This window comes from Variovorax sp. IB41 (genome assembly GCF_016405905.1).
Classification (GTDB): Bacteria; Pseudomonadota; Gammaproteobacteria; order Burkholderiales; family Burkholderiaceae_C; genus Variovorax.
Map to the genome: position 1 here is coordinate 154,797 of NZ_JAEFCB010000007.1, position 20,050 is coordinate 174,846.

21 protein-coding genes are annotated in these 20,050 nt (G+C 66.8%); 11 read left to right on the forward strand and 10 right to left on the reverse strand.

Annotated features, from left to right (window positions below):
- The 5 genes from JC881_RS15340 to JC881_RS15360 all read right to left on the reverse strand — a co-directional run bounded on the left by JC881_RS15340 (position 1) and on the right by JC881_RS15360 (position 3,923).
- Entirely contained in the window at positions 1 to 2,313 is a 2,313-nt protein-coding gene (locus JC881_RS15340; RefSeq protein WP_198786569.1) for a methyl-accepting chemotaxis protein, read from the reverse strand.
- A 42-nt stretch (positions 2,314 to 2,355) separates the two neighbouring features.
- Positions 2,356 to 2,889, reverse strand: coding sequence for a chemotaxis protein CheW (locus tag JC881_RS15345; protein ID WP_198786570.1), 534 nt, complete (start codon positions 2,887 to 2,889; stop codon positions 2,356 to 2,358).
- A 19-nt stretch (positions 2,890 to 2,908) separates the two neighbouring features.
- Positions 2,909 to 3,274, reverse strand: coding sequence for a response regulator (locus JC881_RS15350; RefSeq protein WP_042581921.1), 366 nt, complete (start codon positions 3,272 to 3,274; stop codon positions 2,909 to 2,911).
- Entirely contained in the window at positions 3,274 to 3,672 is a 399-nt protein-coding gene (locus tag JC881_RS15355; RefSeq protein ID WP_093442538.1) for a response regulator, read from the reverse strand. Before JC881_RS15355 ends, JC881_RS15350 begins: the two co-directional genes overlap by 1 nt.
- A gap of 80 nt (positions 3,673 to 3,752) precedes the next feature.
- Positions 3,753 to 3,923, reverse strand: coding sequence for a rubredoxin (locus JC881_RS15360; protein WP_007838397.1), 171 nt, complete (start codon positions 3,921 to 3,923; stop codon positions 3,753 to 3,755).
- A gap of 111 nt (positions 3,924 to 4,034) precedes the next feature.
- Between JC881_RS15360 and thiD the strand changes: the two genes are divergently transcribed.
- The 3 genes from thiD (at position 4,035) to JC881_RS15375 (ending at position 6,903) form a co-directional block, all read left to right on the forward strand.
- Positions 4,035 to 4,997: a bifunctional hydroxymethylpyrimidine kinase/phosphomethylpyrimidine kinase gene (gene thiD / locus JC881_RS15365; RefSeq protein ID WP_198786571.1), complete on the forward strand. Its 963-nt coding sequence runs from the start codon at positions 4,035 to 4,037 to the stop codon at positions 4,995 to 4,997.
- 127 nt (positions 4,998 to 5,124) lie between these two features.
- A complete protein-coding gene (hemL, locus tag JC881_RS15370; protein WP_198786572.1) occupies positions 5,125 to 6,411 on the forward strand; it encodes a glutamate-1-semialdehyde 2,1-aminomutase in 1,287 nt (428 codons plus the stop codon).
- A 3-nt stretch (positions 6,412 to 6,414) separates the two neighbouring features.
- Entirely contained in the window at positions 6,415 to 6,903 is a 489-nt protein-coding gene (locus tag JC881_RS15375; protein ID WP_198786573.1) for a hypothetical protein, read from the forward strand.
- Between the two features lie 115 nt (positions 6,904 to 7,018).
- On the opposite strand, the gene purH is transcribed toward JC881_RS15375, so the two are convergent.
- The 3 genes from purH to dusB are packed head-to-tail and all read right to left on the reverse strand — an operon-like array spanning position 7,019 to position 9,986.
- Positions 7,019 to 8,653: a bifunctional phosphoribosylaminoimidazolecarboxamide formyltransferase/IMP cyclohydrolase gene (gene purH, locus JC881_RS15380; RefSeq protein WP_198786574.1), complete on the reverse strand. Its 1,635-nt coding sequence runs from the start codon at positions 8,651 to 8,653 to the stop codon at positions 7,019 to 7,021.
- Positions 8,654 to 8,668: 15 nt separating this feature from the next.
- A complete protein-coding gene (locus JC881_RS15385; protein WP_007838304.1) occupies positions 8,669 to 8,905 on the reverse strand; it encodes a Fis family transcriptional regulator in 237 nt (78 codons plus the stop codon).
- 19 nt (positions 8,906 to 8,924) lie between these two features.
- Positions 8,925 to 9,986: a tRNA dihydrouridine synthase DusB gene (gene dusB / locus JC881_RS15390; protein ID WP_198786575.1), complete on the reverse strand. Its 1,062-nt coding sequence runs from the start codon at positions 9,984 to 9,986 to the stop codon at positions 8,925 to 8,927.
- Positions 9,987 to 10,160: 174 nt separating this feature from the next.
- Between dusB and JC881_RS15395 the strand changes: the two genes are divergently transcribed.
- Positions 10,161 to 10,631: a YqaA family protein gene (locus JC881_RS15395; protein ID WP_198786576.1), complete on the forward strand. Its 471-nt coding sequence runs from the start codon at positions 10,161 to 10,163 to the stop codon at positions 10,629 to 10,631.
- 7 nt (positions 10,632 to 10,638) lie between these two features.
- Here the strand turns inward: JC881_RS15395 and JC881_RS15400 are convergent, their stop codons facing one another.
- Positions 10,639 to 11,313, reverse strand: a complete 675-nt coding sequence (locus tag JC881_RS15400; RefSeq protein ID WP_198786577.1) for a glutathione S-transferase — start codon at positions 11,311 to 11,313, stop codon at positions 10,639 to 10,641.
- Between the two features lie 119 nt (positions 11,314 to 11,432).
- Here JC881_RS15400 and JC881_RS15405 point away from each other — a divergent pair, with 119 nt between their 5' ends.
- On the forward strand, positions 11,433 to 12,428 hold the full coding sequence (locus tag JC881_RS15405; RefSeq protein ID WP_198786578.1) for a trypsin-like peptidase domain-containing protein: 996 nt from the start codon (positions 11,433 to 11,435) through the stop codon (positions 12,426 to 12,428).
- On the opposite strand, the gene ychF is transcribed toward JC881_RS15405, so the two are convergent.
- On the reverse strand, positions 12,418 to 13,509 hold the full coding sequence (ychF, locus tag JC881_RS15410) for a redox-regulated ATPase YchF (protein WP_198786579.1): 1,092 nt from the start codon (positions 13,507 to 13,509) through the stop codon (positions 12,418 to 12,420). The two genes, JC881_RS15405 and ychF, sit on opposite strands and share 11 nt — an antisense overlap.
- A gap of 200 nt (positions 13,510 to 13,709) precedes the next feature.
- Between ychF and JC881_RS15415 the strand changes: the two genes are divergently transcribed.
- The 6 genes from JC881_RS15415 (at position 13,710) to rbsD (ending at position 20,050) form a co-directional block, all read left to right on the forward strand.
- Complete coding sequence (locus JC881_RS15415) at positions 13,710 to 14,663, forward strand: sugar ABC transporter substrate-binding protein (protein WP_198786580.1); 954 nt, start codon at positions 13,710 to 13,712, stop codon at positions 14,661 to 14,663.
- 123 nt (positions 14,664 to 14,786) lie between these two features.
- On the forward strand, positions 14,787 to 16,400 hold the full coding sequence (locus JC881_RS15420; protein ID WP_198786581.1) for a sugar ABC transporter ATP-binding protein: 1,614 nt from the start codon (positions 14,787 to 14,789) through the stop codon (positions 16,398 to 16,400).
- Positions 16,397 to 17,383 carry an ABC transporter permease gene (locus JC881_RS15425; protein ID WP_198786582.1) on the forward strand — a complete coding sequence of 329 codons (987 nt, stop codon included), beginning with the start codon at positions 16,397 to 16,399 and terminating at the stop codon, positions 17,381 to 17,383. Before JC881_RS15420 ends, JC881_RS15425 begins: the two co-directional genes overlap by 4 nt.
- A 194-nt stretch (positions 17,384 to 17,577) precedes the next feature.
- Entirely contained in the window at positions 17,578 to 18,675 is a 1,098-nt protein-coding gene (locus JC881_RS15430) for a LacI family DNA-binding transcriptional regulator (protein ID WP_198786583.1), read from the forward strand.
- Positions 18,672 to 19,655, forward strand: a complete 984-nt coding sequence (gene rbsK / locus JC881_RS15435) for a ribokinase (RefSeq protein ID WP_198786584.1) — start codon at positions 18,672 to 18,674, stop codon at positions 19,653 to 19,655. Before JC881_RS15430 ends, rbsK begins: the two co-directional genes overlap by 4 nt.
- Positions 19,652 to 20,050, forward strand: coding sequence for a D-ribose pyranase (gene rbsD, locus JC881_RS15440; RefSeq protein ID WP_198786585.1), 399 nt, complete (start codon positions 19,652 to 19,654; stop codon positions 20,048 to 20,050). The genes rbsK and rbsD overlap by 4 nt, the downstream gene beginning before the upstream one ends.

Sequence of the window (20,050 nt, forward strand, 5' to 3'; positions counted from 1 at the left end):
TCAGGCAATCTTGAAACGGGCGACCGAGCGGCGCAGTTCTTCCGCCATCTGCGACAGTTCGCGCACCTGCTGGGCCGTGGTACGCGTACCTTCTCCGGTCTGCTCGGTCACCGCAAAAATGTGCTGGATGTTCGCTGCCACCACGTTGGCCGAATCGGCTTCGCGGGAGGCGGACTGCGAAATCTGCTCGATCAGCTCGGCGAGGCGGCGGGACACGCGGTCAATCTCGGTCAGCGCGGTACCCGCGTTGTCGGACAGCTTGGCCCCTTCGACCACACCCTGCGTGGAGCGCTCCATGGCGCCCACTGCATCCTGGGTGTCGGTCTGAATCGCCTTCACCAGCGCCGAAATCTGGCGCGTGGCATCTGCGGAGCGTTCGGCCAGTCGCTGAACTTCTTCCGCCACCACCGAGAAGCCGCGGCCGGCTTCACCGGCCGATGCCGCTTGAATGGCGGCGTTCAGCGCCAGCACGTTCGTCTGTTCGGTAATGTCCGAGATCAGCTCGGTGATTTCGCCAATTTCCTGCGACGACTCGCCCAGGCGCTTGATCCGCTTGGAGGTTTCCTGGATCTGGTCGCGGATGGAGTTCATACCGCCGATGGCGTTCTGCACGGCCTGCAGGCCCGATGACGCGGCTTGCAGCGACTGGCGCGCCACCGTGGCGGACTCTTGCGCTTGCGAGGACACGCCGTTGATTCGCTCGGCCATGGTCAGCACCGACTGGCCGGTTTCGCGAATCTCGCGCAGCTGTTCGGTCGAGGCGGCCAGCAGTTCGGTCGAGGTGCTTTCCACCTGCGACGTCGTCTGCGCCACGCGGGTTGCCGTGTTCTGCACGTTGCCCACCAGCAGTCGCAGTTCTTCCACCGTGTAGTTCACCGAGTCGGCAATGGCGCCGGTGATGTCCTCGGTCACGGTTGCTTCCTGCGTCAGGTCGCCTTCGGCCACTGTCTGCAGTTCGTTCATCAGCCGAAGAATGGCGGCCTGGTTGGCGTTGTTGATGCGGCCGGCTTCTTCCGAAGTCTGCTCGGCAGCCAGACGCTCGCGTTCGGCGTTGGCGGCGCGTTCGCGGCCTTCGCGCACCTGCACGAAACCGATGGCACCGGCCAGCGCCAGGGCGGCCAGCGACAGCACGAACAGCAACACGATCGTTCCGGCGCCCAGGCCCGTGCGGGCCGAGAGCTTGTCCTGCAGGTCGCCCAGCGACTTACGCAGCGGCTCGCTGTCGGTCAGGATGGACGCCTGCGCTTCGCGCGCTGCCACCAGGCCCTGCAGGTTGCCCAGAATGGCGGACGCCTGCGTGCGCATCTGCTCGTAGGTCTTCAGGATGGCTTCGAGCTGCTGGCGCGTCTGCGGGTCTTTCGAGCCGGGGAAGCGCTGTTGCGCATTGCCGTCCAGGAGGCCGCGGGTGGTTTCCTGGAAGGTGTTCAGGTCCTTGCCCAGCAGGAACACGGCGTCGGGGTTCACGCCCTCGACCGTGAAGAATTCGTTGGTCGACTTGCCGATGCGCTGCGTCAGCATCACCAGTTGGCCGGCGGCCGAGATTTCGGGCAGCGTGGCGTTCTGCTGCATCTTCAGCGACGCGACGGTTTCCGTCATTTCGAGCAGCGTGGACGACTGCTGGTTGATGTCGCGCAAGGCGGCACCCACCTGGGTCAGGATCTGGCGCTGGGCCAGCACGGCCTTGGCGCTGGTGTCGGCACGTGCGACGAGAGGATTGATCTTGTTCATCTCCTCGTCGTACTGGTTGCCCACGCGCTCCAGACGCAAGGCGTCGTCGCCGTTGGTCAGGCCGGAGACGCGGCGCGAGAGGTCGTCGGCGCTGTCCTTGACTTCGACGAACGCCGAGGCGCTGCCGACGAGGGCCTGGGAGATCGATTTCGCGAGACGCTGCGACTGCATCAGCGACTGGCCGGTGGCCGCCACCTGCTGGGCGAGGCGTTCCGCGCGAAGAATGGCGGAGCCGGCCACCAGGAGCAGCAGCAGCACCACGACCGCCAGCATGATCGCCAGGATCCGCTGTTGCCGCGCGGGGTTGGAACCCGTTCGTCCGACGGGCGGAACGGCTTCGAGGGCCGCAGCGTCGAGCGCGTCGGGCGTCTCGCCGCCGGCAAGGCCATCGGCGAAGCCGGCGGGCGCGGGCGCCACGGGAGAGGAGCTTTCGCCCCTTCTCACCAGGCGCACGGTTTTCTCGTCCGGAACCTGAACCGTATCGACATCGTCGAGCGATATCGAACCGGAGCCGTCGACGCGGGCCTTGTCGTTCCCGTTGCTCACGGGCAGTAATTTCTTGAACTTGTCGGCGATCGAGCTCACGGTCGGTCCTTCAGGTGGTTGCCAGTGCTGCGTGCCAAGGCACTACGCACCAATACTCAAAAACTGGGGTTGCTGCGAAAGCGCTTGCAGGTTGACTTCCTGCCAGCGCTCCCCTGCTGCGTCGGTGTACAGATGCCCATGCCACGCAGGTGCTTCTGCGCCCGGAGGTTCGGAGGCCGTGAAGGCCTCCGCGCCCCGCAACCCCGCCAGTCGGTCGACCAGCAATGCGCAGTTGACTTCGAGCAGCTCGTTGAATGCAACGAGCCGCGATTGCATGCGCGCCGCCTCGGTGGCGGCCTGCGTGCCCGGCCCGCCCGTGGCGAAGCCCGACAACTGGACCACGCCGTAGAGGCCGCCGCGCAGATTGGCGACGCCGAGGAACCACGGCGCCGTGTAGGGCACGGGCTGTGGCGGCGTCCAGGGAAAGATTTCGCCGGCGTGTCCCAGCGGGAAGAGGTACTTGCCCTCGCCCGCCTCGACGGCAAGCCACGTCGCGGCCACGCCTGTCGTGCGCGCAGCCTGCAGACGGCTTGCAAGCCGGGACTGGAAGGCTCTCAGTGCGTCGCGATTCGCCATGGACTCAGCCGACTCCTGCTCAGGCGAGCGCGCTGATCTTGGACATCAGATCCGCCGCATTGACCGGCTTCACGATGTAGTCGCGTGCGCCCTGGCGCATGCCCCAGACGCGATCGGTTTCCTGGTTCTTGCTGGTGCACAGGATGATCGGGATGGCCGCGTACTTCGGGTCGCGGGCGATGGCGCGCGTGAGCTGGAAGCCGTTCTGGCCGGGCATGACCACGTCCATGAGGATCAGGTCGGGTTGCTCTTCTTCCAGGCGGCGCATGGCGTCGTCGGCGTTTTCGGCCGTCTTCACGGCAAAGCCGTTCTTCTGGAGGAGGTCGGTCAAGAACACCAATTCAGTCTTGGAGTCGTCGACGACGAGGATTTTTCGAATAGGCATTACTGCGCTTCCTGTTGAACGATGCCAAACTGCTGCACGGCCTGCAGCAGCTGGTCTTTGGTGAAAGGCTTGGTCAGGTAGTCTTGCGATCCGACCATGCGGCCGCGGGCCTTGTCGAATACACCGTCTTTCGAAGACAGCATGACGACCGGAACCTTGGAGAAATGGGCGTTGCGCTTGATGATGGCGCACGTCTGGTAACCGTCGAGACGCGGCATGAGGATGTCGCAGAAAATCAGATGGGGCTTGTGGTCGTTAACCTTGGAGAGCGCATCGAAACCGTCTTCCGCCAGAAGAACCTCGTGCCCACCCTGCTTCAGAAAAATCTCGGCACTGCGCCGGATGGTGTTGCTGTCATCGATGACCAGCACCTTGTAACCTGATCCATTCGGGCCCATTGCAAACGCTCCTGCTCATGAGACTTGGATGCCCGCCGCGCCGTACATCGACGCAGATCGCGTAGCCCTATGCCAATCTTTCAGATTTCAACCATTTCGAAGTCTTCCTTGCGCGCACCGCACTCAGGACAGGTCCAGTTCATCGGAACATCGGCCCAGGCCGTGCCTGCCGCGATCCCGTCTTCCGGAACACCCACCGCTTCGTCATAGATCCACCCACAAATCAGGCACATCCAAGTTTTCGTATTCATCGGAGCTTAAAGTCCTTGTTCATTAAATGCAACGAGTGTATCTATGCGTATCTCACTGGCGAGCTATAAACGTCGCGCCTATGCCACCATCCAGGAGATTCCGCCCGGCGTATGACCATCTACTTACATCCAGCAGACAACGCCCGCAAACCGGGCGATCTTAACGACCCCTCGCAGGACGCCGAAGCGCTCGCCGAACGCGACCTGAATCCGCCCTGCGTGCTGGTCTTCAATGCCAGCGATCCGAGCGGGGCCGGAGGCCTGGGCGCCGACGCCCTGGCCATGGCGTCGGTGGGCGCACACATTCTCCCCGTGGTGACGGGCGCCTACGCCCGGGACACGGCCGAGATATTCGACCATTTCCCGTTCGACGAGGAGGCCATCGCCGAGCAGGCGCGCGCCATCCTGGAGGACGTGGAGGTGCAGCTGATCAAGGTCGGTTTCGTCGGCTCGCCCGACGCCCTGAGCACCATCGCCGAGACCGCTTCCGACTATCCCGAAGTGCCCGTGGTGGCCTACATGCCCAACCTTTCCTGGTGGGACGAAAACCAGATCGAGGCCTATCTGGACGCGTTTCGCGAACTTGTTTTGCCGCAGACGACAGTGTTGGTTGGAAACCACAGTACGCTGTGGCGATGGCTCCTTCCGGACTGGAGCGGCGAGCGTCCGCCCGGCGCGCGCGACATCGCCAAGGCCGCCGGCGAGTTCGGCGTGCCCTACACGCTCGTGACCGGCATGGTGCTGCCCGACCAGTTCATCGACAACGTGCTGGCCTCGCCGCAGTCGGTGCTCGCCAACGAGAAGTACGAGCGGCTCGAGGCGGTCTTCGCCGGCGCGGGCGACACGCTCTCGGCCGCGCTGGCCGCCCTGCTCGCGAGCGGCACCGACCTGGTGGCCGCCACAAGCGAAGCCCTGGCCTACATGGACCGGTGCCTGGACGCGGGCTTTCGCCCCGGCATGGGCCACGTGCTGCCCGACCGCCTGTTCTGGGCCGAGCCCGAGGACGACGACGAAGACGATGACCCCGACGCGCCCCAGGATTTCGCCCTCCCCCCCCACGACACCCGCCACTGAAATATGTTGCTCGCCCCCAGGCTGCCCGCACTTCGTGTCGGTTCGCCAACCCCCTACCGGGGGCGGGCCGGCCGCTTCGGGCGGCCGCGCGCGGCGGCCCTCCCCTGAAACCCACCCCTTCGCTGCGATGCCTACCACTGACAAGAACGACACCCTCTTCGAGCGCGCCCGCGCCGTGATCCCCGGCGGCGTGAACTCGCCCGTGCGCGCCTTCAAGGCCGTCGGCGGTACGCCCCGCTTCATCCAGCGCGCCGAAGGCGCCTATTTTTGGGATGCCAACGGCAAGCGCTACATCGACTACATCGGCTCCTGGGGCCCGATGATCCTGGGCCACGGCCACCCCGCGGTGGTCGAGGCGGTGCAGAAGGCCGTGCTCGAAGGCTTCTCGTACGGCGCGCCGACCGAGCGCGAGATCGAACTGGCCGAGGCCATCCTCGCGCTCGTGCCCTCCATGGAGATGGTGCGGCTCGTGAGCTCGGGCACCGAGGCCGCGATGAGCGCGCTGCGCCTGGCGCGCGGTGCCACCGGCCGCAAGAGCATCATCAAGTTCGAGGGCTGCTATCACGGCCACGCCGATGCCCTGCTCGTGAAAGCCGGCTCGGGTCTCGCGACCTTCGGCAACCCGACCTCGGCCGGCGTGCCGCCCGAGGTGGTGCAGCACACGATCGTGCTGGAGTACAACAACCTGCAGCAACTCGAAGAGGCCTTCTCGCTGCATGGCAACGACATCGCCTGCCTGATGATCGAAGCCATCGCCGGCAACATGAACTTCGTGCGCGCCACGCCCGAGTTCGCCCAGCGCTGCCGCGACCTCTGCACGAAGCATGGCGCGCTCCTGATCTTCGACGAGGTGATGACCGGCTTTCGCGTCGGCCTGCACGGCGCGCAGGGCGTGCTGGGCATCAAGCCCGACCTCACGGTGCTGGGCAAGGTCATCGGCGGCGGCATGCCGCTGGCGGCGTTCGGCGGTCCGCGCGCCATCATGGAACAGCTCGCGCCGCAGGGGCCGGTCTACCAGGCGGGCACGCTCTCGGGCAATCCGGTGGCCACGGCCTGCGGCCTCGCGACGCTGAAGGAGATCGCCAAGCCCGGCTTCTACGAAGCGCTCGGCAAGAAGACGCGCTCGCTGGTCGATGGCCTGAAGGCCGCGGCGGCCGCCGAAGGCCAGCCCTTCAACGCCGACAGCGAAGGCGGCATGTTCGGCTTCTTCCTCATGAAGGACCTGCCGCAAAACTATGCCACCGTGATGACAACCGACAACGCGAAGTTCAATGCGTTGTTTCACGGTTTGCTCGATCGCGGCGTGTATATTGCCCCGGCGCTCTACGAAGCAGGCTTCGTGAGCGCAGCGCACGGGGAGGACGACATCGCAGCCACCATAGAAGCGGCACGAGAGATTTTCAGAACGCCTTAGTCCATGAACGCCCTGCGCCTGCTGCCGGTATCGAGCGCTGCCCTTGCTCTTCTTCTACCCGGCCTGGCGCTTGCGCAGTCCTCCTTCGAGCCGAAGAACATCTGGATCAACCCGGGCTTCTATTCGGCGCACTTCGACGGCGGCAAGCACCTCGAAAACGTCAACCAGGGCCTGGGCTTCGAGTACCCGCTGAGCGACACCTACCGCATCACGGGCGGCACCTTTCGCAACAGCGACCGCAGGCAGTCGAATTACCTCGGCCTGTACGTGCTGCCCTTCGAGTTCTACGGCGTGAAGTTCGGCGCGGTGGTGGGCGGCTTCGACGGCTACCCCAACTACCGCAACGGCAACTGGTTCCCGGCCATCCTTCCGGTGGCCGCCATCGAAGGCAAGAACTGGGGCCTGAACATCGCGTACGTGCCGACGGTCAAGAACCGCCTCTACGGTGCGATCACCTTCCAGTTGAAGTACCGGTTCGGTACCCACGAATAGGCTCGCCCCCAGGCTGCGCGCACTTCGTGTCGCTTCGCCAACCCCCTACCGGGGGCAACACCAGCGGCCCGGCAAAGCCGGTTCCGCGGTGTTCTCGAAAAAGCGGAAAAAGCCGTCAGTGACGGAAGTGGCGCACGCCGGACAGGACCATCACCACGCCGCGCTCGTCAGCGGCATCGATCACTTCCTGGTCGCGCATCGAACCACCCGGCTGGATCACGCTGCTCGCGCCCGCATCCACCACCACATCGAGGCCGTCACGGAACGGGAAGAAGGCATCGCTCGCGACCGCCGTGCCCTTGAGCGACAGGCCCGCGTGCTCGGCCTTGATGCTCGCGATGCGGGCCGAATCGAGGCGGCTCATCTGGCCCGCGCCGACGCCCATCGTCATGCCGTCGGCACAGAACACGATCGCGTTGCTCTTCACGAACTTCGCGACCTTCCATGCGAACAGCAGGTCCTGCAGTTGCTGGGGCGTGGGCTGCTTCTTGCTCACCACCTTGAGGTCGCTCTCCGCGAGCTCGTGGTTGTCGGCGGTCTGCATGAGGAGGCCCGAGCCGACGCGCTTGACGTCCATCAGGTTGCGGCCGTTTTCCCAATCGGTCTTGCCGCCCGGCGGCAGCGCGATCTCGAGCACGCGCACGTTGAGCTTGACCTTGGTGGCCTGGAACACCGCGAGCGCCTCGGGGGTGTAGCCCGGCGCCATCAGCACTTCGACGAACTGCTTGGCAATCGCCTGCGCCGTCTCGCCGTCCACCGGACGGTTGAACGCGATGATGCCGCCGAAGGCCGAGGTCGGATCGGTCTTGAAGGCCTTGGCGTAGGCCTCGTTCGCGTCCTTGCCCACGGCCACGCCGCAGGGGTTGGCGTGCTTGACGATCACGCACGCCGCGGGCCCGACGGGTCCGCCTTCGGCGTACGTGTCGAAGCTCTTGACGCATTCCCACGCCGCATCGGCGTCGGCGATGTTGTTGTAGCTCAGCTCCTTGCCCTGCAGCTGTTTGGCCGAGACGAGCGAGCCGGGCGCCGGATGCAGGTCACGGTAGAACGCGGCCTGCTGGTGCGGGTTCTCGCCGTAGCGCAGGTCCTGCACCTTCACGAAGCGGCCGTTGCTCTGCGCGGGGAAGAGCGAACGCGTCGGCGCAGGCTGGCCGATGCTGGCATCGAAGTCGATGGCCGAGAGGTAGTCGCTGATCGCGCCGTCGTAGTCGGCGATGCGGTTGAACGCGGCCACCGAGAACGCGAACTTGGTCTTGTCGCTGAGCTTGCCGCCGGCCTTCAGTTCTGCGAGCGCCACGGGGTACTGCGCCGCGTCGGTGAGCACGCCCACGTCCTTCCAGTTCTTGGCCGCGCTGCGCACCATGGCTGGGCCGCCGATGTCGATGTTCTCGATCGCGTCCTCCAGCGTGCAGCCGGGCTTGGCCACGGTCGATTCGAACGGGTAGAGATTGACGATCAGGAGGTCGATGGTGTCGATGCCGTGCTCCTTGATCGCCGCCACGTGCGCGGGCACATCGCGCCGCGCGAGCAGGCCGCCGTGGATCTTGGGATGCAGCGTCTTCACGCGGCCGTCGAGCATTTCGGGAAAGCCGGTGTGGTCGGCAACCTCGGTCACCGGCAGGCCCGCGTCTGCGAGCAGCTTGGCGGTGCCGCCGGTGGACAGCAGCTTGATGCCCAACGCATGCAGCGCCTGGGCGAATTCGAGGATGCCGGTCTTGTCGGAAACGGAGATGAGTGCGGTCTGAGCCATGGGATATGCCGGTGGTTATTTCAAAAGTTTGTGCTCGACCAGCTTCTTGCGAAGGGTGTTGCGATTCAGGCCCAGCCATTGCGCGGCCTTCGACTGGTTGCCTTCCGCGCGCGTCATCACGACATCGAGCAAAGGCTTCTCGACCACGCGCACGAGCATCTCGTACATGCCGTCGGGTTCGGTGCCGCGCAGATCGCGAAAGTAGCTGTCCAGACTGGTGCGCACGCAGTCTTCGATGTGTTTCTTGCTCATTGCTTCTTCTCTTCTTCTCTCAATCGACGGCGCAGGCCGCCTCCTCTTCTTCACCGGACAGCTCTTCGGCCGCCTGGTGCTCGGGCATGCGTTCCATGCGGTCCGCAAGCCCGTCGAAATAGTCGCCGACCGCGCGCAGCTGTTCGGCGCAGTCCTCGATGGTGTTCATCGTGGCGCGAAACGCTTCGCCGTCGGGAAGCGTGCGCACATACCAGCCGATGTGCTTGCGCGCGGTGCGCACGCCGCTGAAATCGCCGTAGAGCGCGTAGTGCTCCACCAGGTGATCCAGCAGCAGGCGGCGCACCTCGGCGACCAGCGGCGGCGCGCGGTGCGTGCCGGTGTCCAGGAAGTGCGCGATCTCGCGAAAGATCCAGGGCCGGCCCTGCGCGGCGCGGCCGATCATCACCGCGTCGGCGCCGGTGGCCGCGAGCACGTCGCGCGCCTTCTCGGGCGAGGTGACGTCGCCGTTGGCCACCACCGGCACGCGCACCGCGGCCTTCACTGCCGCGATGGTGTCGTACTCGGCGTGGCCCTTGTAGCCTTGCTCGCGCGTGCGGCCGTGCACGGTGAGCATCTGCACGCCGGCCGATTCGAAATCGCGCGCGAGCTTCACCGCGTTGCGGTTGTCCTGGCTCCAGCCGGTGCGCATCTTGAGCGTGATCGGCACGTTGTAGGGCTGCGCCGCATCGACCACGGCCTGCACGATTTCAAGCGCCAGCGGCTCGTCGCGCATCAGCGCGGAACCGGCCCACTTGTTGCAGACCTTCTTGGCCGGGCAGCCCATGTTGATGTCGATGATCTGCGCGCCGCGCTCGATGTTGTAGACCGTGGCCTCGGCCATCATGGCCGCGTCGGTGCCGGCGATCTGCACCGCGATGGGGCCCGGTTCGCCGTCGTGGTTGGCACGGCGCGATGTCTTGAGCGTGCCCCAGAGTTCCTTGCGCGAGGTGACCATCTCGCTGACCGCATAGCCCGCGCCCAGTTCGCGGCACAGCATGCGGAAGGGCCGGTCCGTCACGCCGGCCATGGGCGCGACGAACAGGCGGTTTTCCAGCGTGTGGGTGCCGATCTGCAAGGTCATGGGAAAGGAGGCGGTGCGCGTTCGGCTGCTGAAAAATGAGGCACGATTGTAGCCACCTGCGATTTCAGCGACTGAAACGATTTGCGCCCGCGGGACAGGCGTAAACACCAATGTTTCGCGGGGCCTTCTCCGACGCCGCGGCGATGTGGGCGCTGCCTATACTGCGCCGACCTTATGCAAGCCTGGCTCGACTCCCTCATGGCGCTGCTGGCGCTGCCGCAGTACGGTCTCTCGACGCTGTTCGTCGCCGCTTTCGTCTCGGCCACGCTGCTGCCGGTGGGCTCCGAGCCCATCCTCTTCGGCCTGCTCAGGCTCAACCCCGACATGTTCTGGTCCGCCATCGCGGTGGCAACGGTGGGCAACACGCTGGGCGGCGCGGTCGACTGGTGGATGGGCTACGGCGCGCACAAGGTCGCTGACAAATACTCGCACTCGAAACACCACGTGCGCGTACTCGGCTGGCTCGAACGGCTCGGGCCGAAGGCGTGTCTCCTGAGCTGGCTGCCGCTGGTGGGCGATCCGCTGTGCGCGGTCGCGGGCTGGCTCAAGCTGCCGTTCTGGCCGTGCCTGGGCTACATGGCCATTGGGAAGTTCCTGCGCTACGTCTGCATGACGGTCGCGCTGATCTACATCTTCCCGAACTGAAGCAACCTCAGCTCAACAGGCCGTAGGGACCGCCGCGTTCCAGCGCGCGCTTGTAAGCCGGTCGCGCATGGATGCGCTCGAGGTACCCCATGAGCTTCGGCCGTTTCGCATCGAGCCCACCGCGCGCCTGCGAGGCCTCGACCACGAAGCTCATCTGGATGTCGGCGCCCGTGAATTCATCGCCGGCGAACCACTCGCTCTTGCCCAGTTCGGACTCCATGTAGTTCAGGTGGCTCGCGATGTTCGGGTTGATGAACGCCGACTTCGCCTTCGCCGCGATGGCCTTGGCCACCGGCTTGGCGAAGAAGGGCATCTTGCTCGTCTCGATCCGGTCGAACACCAGCTTGAGCAACAGCGGCGACATCGCCGTGCCCTCGGCGAAATGCAGCCAGTAGCGATAGCGCAACGCCTCGGGCGTGCCGGCCGCGGGCGCAAGGCGGCCGTGGCCGTAGCGCTCGATCACCGTCTCGATCACCGCGCCCGATTCCGCGAGCGTGAGGCCGTCGTCCGTCGTCACCACCGGCGACTTGCCAAGCGGGTGAATGGCCTTGAGCGAAGCGGGCGCCAACATGGTTTGCGGATCGCGCTGGTAGTGGACGATCTCGTACGGCAGTTCGAGTTCTTCGAGCAGCCAGAGCACGCGCTGCGAACGCGAGTTGTTGAGATGGTGGACGGTGAGCATGGGGCGAGCCTTGTGGGTGAATTCGGGGCGCGCGCAGTCTAACAACAGGGCCGTTGGCAACGGCGACTCAGCGCCATCGCCTACGGCAACCGAAGCGCGCGCTTCCTAGACTCGGGTCGATGAAGAAATACATCCGGCCTTGCAAGCCCCTGGCAGCCGGCCTCTGGCTCGGCGTGCTGGCCTGTCACGCATGGGCGCTGCAGCCCGAGGAAGTTTTTCGCAAGGCATCGCCCGCGGTCTGGACCGTGAAGGGCGACCAGGGCAACGACAAGACCAGCGTCGGCAGCGCGGTCGCCGTGACGCCCGCCGCGCTGGCCACGGCGTGCCATGTGGTGAACGGCGCCATGTCGGCCACCGTGACGCAGGGCCAGGCCACCATCAGGATCAAGAGCATCCTGCGCGACCCCGATCCGTCGCGCGACCTGTGCGTGCTGATGACCGAAACGCCGCTGCAGTTGCCCGCCGTGCAGATCGCACCGGCCGACCAGCTGCGCGTCGGCCAGCGCGTGTTCGCTATCGGCAGTCCGCACGGCCTCGAGCTCACCCTGACCGAAGGACTGATCTCCGCACTGAGGCCGAGGGCGCAGGGCCAGTTGCCGATCATCCAGACCTCCGCGCCGGTGTCCTCGGGCTCGAGCGGCGGCGGCCTCTTCGATGACGAAGGCCGGCTGGTCGGCGTCACCGACAGCGTGGCGCCCGGCGGCGCGAACCTGGGCTTTGCCTATCCGGCGCAATGGGTGATGGAACTGCCGCCGCGCGTGATCGCGGAGATGACGAAGTGGCGCGAGCTGCTCAAGAACGTCGGCGTGGCGCTCGGCCCCAACGGCGAGCCCACGCCCTCAGGCCATGCCGACCTGGCCGACGAGGCCGGCCTGCCGGTCGTCGGCACCGACCCCGGGCAGATACGCGCCGCGTACCGCCAGTTTCTGCTGCAGGCGCGGCCGCGTGCGTTCCTGATCACGAGCGACAACAAGTTCGGCACCGCCACCAATTCGGCCGCGCTGACCGAGCACCTCAAGGGCTGCGCGGAGCGCAAGGTGGTGTGCGCGGCCTATGCGGTGGACAACACGGTGGTGTGGGGCAAGCAGCAGCCCGCCAAGAGCGCTACGAACTGAACAGGAAGTTCATCACGTCGCCATCCTTGACGACGTATTCCTTGCCTTCCGACCGCATCTTCCCCGCGTCCTTGGCGCCCTGCTCGCCCTTGAACGCGATGTAGTCGTCGAACGCGATGGTCTGGGCGCGGATGTAACCCTTCTCGAAATCGCCGTGGATCACGCCGGCCGCTTGCGGGCCGGTGTCGCCGATGTGGATGGTCCAGGCGCGCACTTCCTTCACGCCGGCGGTGAAGTAGGTCTGCAGGCCGAGCAGCTTGAAGGCCGCGCGGATCAGGCGATTGAGGCCCGGCTCGTCCTGGCCGATTTCGGCGAGGAACATCTTCTTGTCCTCGTCGTCCATCTCGGCCAGGTCCGCTTCGATCTTGGCGCAGATGGCGACCACGGGCGCGCCCTGCTTGGCGGCGTATTCGCGCAGGCGATCGAGGTAGGGGTTGTTCTCGAAGCCGTCTTCGGCCACGTTGCCCACGAACATCGCGGGCTTGGCGGTGATGAGCGTGAAGCTCTTGACCAGCGGCTGCTCTTCCTTGGTGAACTCGAGTGCGCGCACCGGCGTGTTCTCGTTCAGCGCGGCCTGGCAGCGCTCCAGGAGGCCGACGAGCTTCTGCGCTTCCTTGTCGCCCGAGCGCGCGACCTTGGTGTGGCGATGCAGCGCCTTCTCGACCGTGGCGAGGTCGGCCAGGCACAGCTCGGTCTGGATCACTTCGATGTCGGAAATCGGGTCGACCTTGCCGGCCACATGGATCACGTTGTCGTCGTCGAAGCAGCGCACCACGTTCACCGTGGCGTCGGTTTCGCGGATGTGCGCGAGGAACTTGTTGCCCAGGCCCTCGCCGGTGCTGGCGCCGGCCACGAGGCCGGCGATGTCGACGAACTCGACGATGGCGGGCACCACGCGCTCGGGGCCGACGATCGCGCTCAGTTGCGCAAGCCGCGGATCGGGCACTTCCACCACGCCCACGTTGGGCTCGATGGTGCAGAACGGATAGTTTTCCGCTGCGATGCCGGCCTTGGTCAACGCATTGAAAAGAGTGGATTTACCGACGTTGGGCAGGCCGACGATGCCGCATTGCAAACTCATGGGAGGTCCTCTTGGGTAACCCGCGATTTTAGGCGACCATGGTTTCATGCCCGCGCTTCCGGTCTTCGGCCACTTCCGCCATCGCCCGAAAGCTCAGGGTTAAACCCGATTAGCAAACGTTTGCGCAAACGTTTTCGTTGGTTAATATCGGAGCCCCCGGCAGAGACCGGCGTACCGCTCAACCACCTCAGGAGACAACCATGAAGTTCACCCGCCGCACCCTGCAAAGCGCCGCCGCGCTCACGCTGCTGGGCGCCATCGCCGCCACGCCCTCCTTCGCGCAGGACAAGCCCAAGGTCGCGCTGGTCATGAAGTCGCTGGCCAACGAGTTCTTCCGCACCATGGAAGACGGCGCCAAGGCGCACAACAAGGCCAATGCCGCCAAGTACACGCTGGTGGCCAATGGCATCAAGGACGAGACCGACACCGCCGCCCAGATCAAGATGGTCGAGCAGATGGTGGCCCAGAAGATCAACGCGCTGGTCATCGCGCCGGCCGATTCGAAGGCCCTCGTGCCGGTGATCAAGGCCGCGATCGACAAGGGCATCCTGGTGGTCAACATCGACAACCAGCTCGACGCCGCGGCGCTCAAGGAAAAGGGCATCCAGGTGCCCTTCGTCGGCCCCGACAACCGCGCCGGCGCCAAGCTGGTGGGCGACGCGCTGGCCAAGGAGCTGAAGGCGGGCGACAAGGTCGGGATCATCGAAGGCGTCTCGACCACCTTCAATGCGCAGCAGCGCACCCTCGGCTACCAGGACGCCATGAAGGCCGCCAACGTGACGGTGGTGGGCGTGCAGTCGGGCCAGTGGGAAATCGACAAGGGCAACACGGTGGCCGCCGGCATGATGCGCGAGCACCCGGATCTCAAGGCGCTGCTCGCCGGCAACGACAGCATGGCGCTGGGCGCGGTGGCAGCGGTGAAGGCCGCGGGCAAGACCGGCAAGGTGCTGGTGGTGGGCTACGACAACATCGGCGCCATCAAGCCGATGCTGGCCGACGGCCGCGTGCTCGCCACGGCCGACCAGTTCGCCGCCAAGCAGGCGGTGTTCGGCATCGAGACCGCGCTCAAGGCCATCGCCGACAAGAAGAAGCAGTCGGAGATGCCCGCCGAAGTGAAGACCGACGTGGTGCTGGTCACCAAGGGCTCCAAGTAAATGTTGCTCGCCCCCAGGCTGCGCGCACTTCGTGTCGCTTCGCCAACCCCCTGCCGGGGGCAACACCTGAGGCCCGGCAAAGCCGGTTCCTCGGTGTTTCTGGAATGAATGAGGTTGCCATCGATGGCTGATAACGATCGCAGCGCGCCGGTGCTCTCGCTGAGCGCGCTCGGCAAGGACTACGCGGCGCCGGTGCTGGACGACGTGTCGATCGTGCTGAACGCCGGCGAAGTGCTCGCCCTCACGGGTGAGAACGGCGCCGGCAAGAGCACGCTCTCCAAGATCGTCTGCGGTCTGGTGCAGCCCACGCGCGGCCAGATGCTGCTGGACGGCAAGCCCTTCCAGCCCGCCTCCCGCCGCGATGCCGAGCGCCTGGGCGTGCGCATGGTGATGCAGGAACTGGGGCTGGTCACCACGCTGTCGGTGGCCGAGAACCTGCTGCTCGACCGCCTGCCCAACAAGACCGGCTGGATTCGCAAGGCGAAGCTCCACGAGCTGGCCGCGCGCCAGCTCGCCAAGATCGGCATGGAGAACATCGACCCCGCCACGCCCGTCGCGCGGTTGGGCATCGGCCAGCAGCAGATGGTGGAAATCGCGCGCAACCTGCAGGACGACACGCGCGTGCTGGTGCTCGACGAGCCCACCGCGATGCTCACGCCCCGCGAGACCTCGCACCTCTTCGAGCAGATCGAACTGCTGAAGGCGCGCGGCGTGGCGATCGTCTACGTGTCGCACCGCCTGGAAGAACTGCAGCGCATCGCCGACCGCGTGGCGGTGCTGCGCGACGGCAAGCTGGTGGACGTGCGCGCCATGGCCGGCGTGCGCGAATCCGAACTCGTGCAGCGCATGGTCGGCCGCGCGGTGCACGAGCACGAAGGGCGCGCGCGCCGCGTCGCCGGGCCGGTGCTGCTGAGCGCGCGCGGCCTCGGCCGGGCGCAGATGGTGCGCGATGTCGACATCGACCTGCGCGCCGGAGAAATCATGGGCCTCGCGGGTCTCGTCGGCTCGGGCCGGACCGAGCTGGTGCGCCTCCTGTTCGGCGCCGACCGCGCGGACCGCGGCGAGATTTCGCTCCACGACCCGAAGTCTGGCGCAGAGCCGGTACAGCGCGTGCGCAAGGGCTGGCGCTCGCCGATGCAGGCGATTCGCGCCGGCATCGGCCTCGTCACCGAAGACCGCAAGTCGCAGGGCCTGCTCCTCACGCAATCGATCCGCGTCAACGCGACGCTCAGCGACCTGGGCGCGATCTCGCACGCCGGCTGGCTGCAGCGCGCCAAGGAACGCAGCATCGCGCGGCAACTGGTGGAGCTCTTGCGCATCCGCTCGCGCAGCATCGAACAACCCGTCGCCACGTTGAGCGGCGGCAACCAGCAGAAGGTGGTGTTCGCGCGCTGGCTGCACCGCGAATGCAAGGTGCTGCTGCTGGACGAACCCACGCGCGGCGTGGACGTCGGTGCGCGCGCCGATCTCTACGCCGAACTCGACCGCATGACCGACGCCGGCAAGGCGCTCCTGATGGTCTCGAGCGACCTGCGCGAACTGATGGCGATGTGCGACCGCATCGGCGTGATGAGCGCGGGCAAGCTGGTCGCGGTGTTCGAGCGCGGCGAGTGGAGCGAACAATCGCTGCTCGCCGCCGCCTTCAGCGACGCGACCGGACGCCCCGCGGCCGCCTCATCCACGACTCCCGTCCCCGATTCGAACCCGGCCCAACCGGCCACTGCCGAGACACCATGAACGCAGCCGTCCCGACAACCAATCCGCGCACCTCCGCACTCAAGGGCCAGCTGGGCACCTACCTCGGCCTCACGATCGTGCTGGTGGGCATGGTCGCGCTCTTCGGCTCGATGAGCGAATACTTCCTCACGCGCGACACCTTCATCTCGATCGCCAACGAAATCCCCGCGCTCGCCGTGATGGCCGTGGGCATGACCTTCGTGCTGATCATCGCGGGCATCGACCTGTCGGTCGGCTCGGTGCTCGCGCTCAGCGCGGCCGTCACCGCCGCGGCCATCCTCGAATGGAAGCTCTCGGTGCCGCTGGCCGCGGTGCTCGGCCTGGCCACCGGCCTCATCTGCGGCACGGTGACCGGTGCGGTGTCGGTCGCCTGGCGGCTGCCGAGCTTCATCGTCTCGCTGGGCATGCTCGAAGCGGTGCGCGGCGGCGCGTACCTGGTCACCGACTCGCGCACGCAGTACGTGGGCGATGCGATCTCGGGCCTGGCCGCGCCGTGGATCGGCGGCATCTCCGCCGCCTTCGTGCTCGCGGTGGTGCTGGTCGTCGTCGGGCAGATGGTGCTCACGCGCACGGTGTTCGGGCGGCATGTGGTGGGCATCGGCACGAACGAAGAGGCGATGCGCCTGGCAGGTGTCGATCCTCGGCCGATCCGCATCATCGTGTTCGCGGTTACCGGTCTTCTCGCGGGCCTCGCGGGCCTGATGCAGTCGGCCCGCCTCGAAGCGGCCGACCCGAACGCGGGCGTCGGCATCGAACTGCAGGTGATCGCGGCCGTGGTCATCGGCGGCACCAGCCTCATGGGCGGGCGCGGCTCGGTGGTCAACACCTTCTTCGGCGTGCTGATCATCGCGGTGCTCGAGGCCGGGCTGGCGCAGGTGGGGGCGAGCGAGCCGAGCAAACGCATCATCACGGGCGCCGTGATCGTGGTTGCGGTGATCATCGACACCTTGCGCCAGCGCCGCGCGGACCGCCGCCTGGCCTAGGAGAAGGTGTGAACGAATCCGCCATGCCCGCTCATCCCACCCAGGCGCACCCGCTCGGCGTTGCAAATGCTCGCCATAGCGCGAGCTATGGCTGCGCTTTGCGCCTTGAGCGGGCGCGCCTGGGCGGGCTGCTCGGGCACGCCGGATCCATTCACACCTTCTGACGCTTCCCACGGAACGAGGAACAACAACCCATGGCCACCATCAAGGACGTCGCGCTGCGCGCGGGAGTCTCCGTCACCACCGTCTCGCACGTGGTCAACGACACGCGCCATGTGAGCGCCAAGGGCCGCGAGCGCGTGGAGCTCGCCATCCGCGAGCTGGGCTACGTGCCCAACGCGATGGCGCGAAGCTTGAAGAGCAATACCACCTCGACGCTCGGGATGCTGATTCCGAACAGCTCCAATCCCTACTTCGCCGAGATCGTGCGCATCGTGGAAGACCGGTGCTTCGGCGCCGGCTACACGCTGGTGCTGTGCAACACCGACGACGAGCCCCGCCGCCAGAGCGTGTACCTGCAGGTGCTGGCCGAGCGCCGCATCGACGGGCTGATCGTGGTGTCCACGGGCGACGACGATTCGCTGGTGACGCAACTGCAGGGCCTGCGCATTCCCACGGTGCTGGTGGACCGCGAGATCGCCGACCCGAGCTGCGACCTGGTGGAAACCGCGCACATGCAGGGCGGCCTGCTCGCGGTGCGGCACCTCTTGTCGCTCGGCCACAAGCGCATCGCCTGCATCGGCGGGCCTGAGGGCCTCACGCCCAGCGAGCAGCGCATCGAGGGCTGGCGCATGGCGCTGGCCGAGACCGGATCGGCGCCGAACGCCGATGCGCTGTTGTGGCGCGGCGCGTTCACCAGCCAGAGCGGCTACGAGGCGATGCACGCCATCCTGCGCACGGAAAACCCGCCTTCGGCCGTGTTCGTCTGCAACGACCTGATGGCCATCGGCGCGCTGCGCGCCGCGCATGAAAGCGGCGTGCACGTGCCCGACGAACTCTCGATCGTCGGCTTCGACGACATCGAACTCTCGGCCTACACCAGCCCGCCGCTCACCACCGTCGCGCAGCCCAAGGAGCGCATCGGCGCGCTGGCGGTCGACATGCTGCTGGAGCGCGTGGGCGGCAAGCGGCGCGATGCGCGCAAGGTGGTGCTGCAGCCCGAGCTGCGCGTGCGCGCCTCGACCGCGCGCCATGCGAGCTTTCGCGAACCCGCCGCGCCCACGCCTTCATCTGCAGCGCCCGCATCGAGCGCGGCGCCTTCAACGGAAAACCGAAAGTCCCGCACCCCGTGAGTCCGAAGCCTTCTTCCCGCAGTCCCGAGCCACCATCGGTGCCCCCGGTGCCACCCCGCATCGTGGTGCTCGGCAGCCTCAACATGGACCTGGTGCTGCGCGTCCCCCACGCACCGGCCGCGGGCGAAACCCTGATCGGCCATTCGATCGCCAACATCCCCGGCGGCAAGGGCGCCAACCAGGCCGTGAGCTGCGCGCGCGAAGGCGGCCAGGTGCGCATGATCGGCTGCGTGGGCGACGACGCCCACGGCCGTGCGCTGCGCGAATCGCTGGAGCGCGACGGCATCGACACCGCCGCGCTGCGCACTGTCGATGCCGAGCCCACCGGCACGGCGCTCATCCTGGTGGAAGACAGCGGCCAGAACCGCATCGTGATGATCCCCGGTGCCAACGCGAAGGTCGAGATCGACGAGGCCGCGCTGCGCGAGCAGTTGCACGGCGCGGCCTTTCTCGTGATGCAGTTCGAGACGCCGATGGAGCAGGTCGCACGTGCCATCTCGGTGGCGCACGAGGCAGGCTGCAAGGTGCTGCTGAATCCGTCGCCGGTGCAGGCGATCGCCGAGCCGCTCTGGCCGCGCATCGACACGCTGGTGGTCAACGAGATCGAGGCCCAGACGCTGTGCGGCCAGTCGGCCGACAGCCCGCAAGACGCCGCGCTCGCGGGCCGGGCGCTGCGCGCCAAGGGCATCGCGCGCGTGGTCGTCACACTCGGTTCGCGCGGCGCGGTGGCCATCGATGCCGACGGTGCACGCCACCATCCCGCGCCGAAGGTGCAGGCCGTCGACACCACCGCCGCCGGCGACACCTTTCTCGGTGCGCTCGCCGTGGCGCTCGGCGAGGGCCAATCGTTCGACGAGGCCGTGCGCCTGGGCGTCCGCGCCGCGGCGCTGTGCATCCAGCAGCCCGGCGCCCAACCCTCCATTCCGCAGCGCGACGCCGTGCTGCAAAGCCCCCTGCCTCCCGACTGGATCACGCTGTGAAACGCTCTCCCCTGCTGCATGCCGAACTCTCGCAAGTGATCGCCGCGCTGGGGCATGGCGACATGCTTGTCATCGGCGATGCCGGCCTGCCGATTCCCGATGGCCCCAAGCGCATCGACCTGGCGCTCACGCCCGGCATTCCGCGCGTCGCGGACGTGCTCAAGGCGGTGCTGTCGGAGATGCAGGTGGAACGCGCGCTGCTCGCACGCGAGGCGGTGGAGCAACTGCCGGCCGGCGCGTTGCCCGCCTGGTGCGAGGGTCAACTGGCCGTCGTGCCCGAGACGATCTCGCACGAGGAGCTCAAGCGCCTGAGCGCGAGGGCCAAGGCTGTCATTCGCACCGGCGAATGCACGCCCTACGCGAACATCATTCTCTGTTCGGGCGTGACCTTCTGA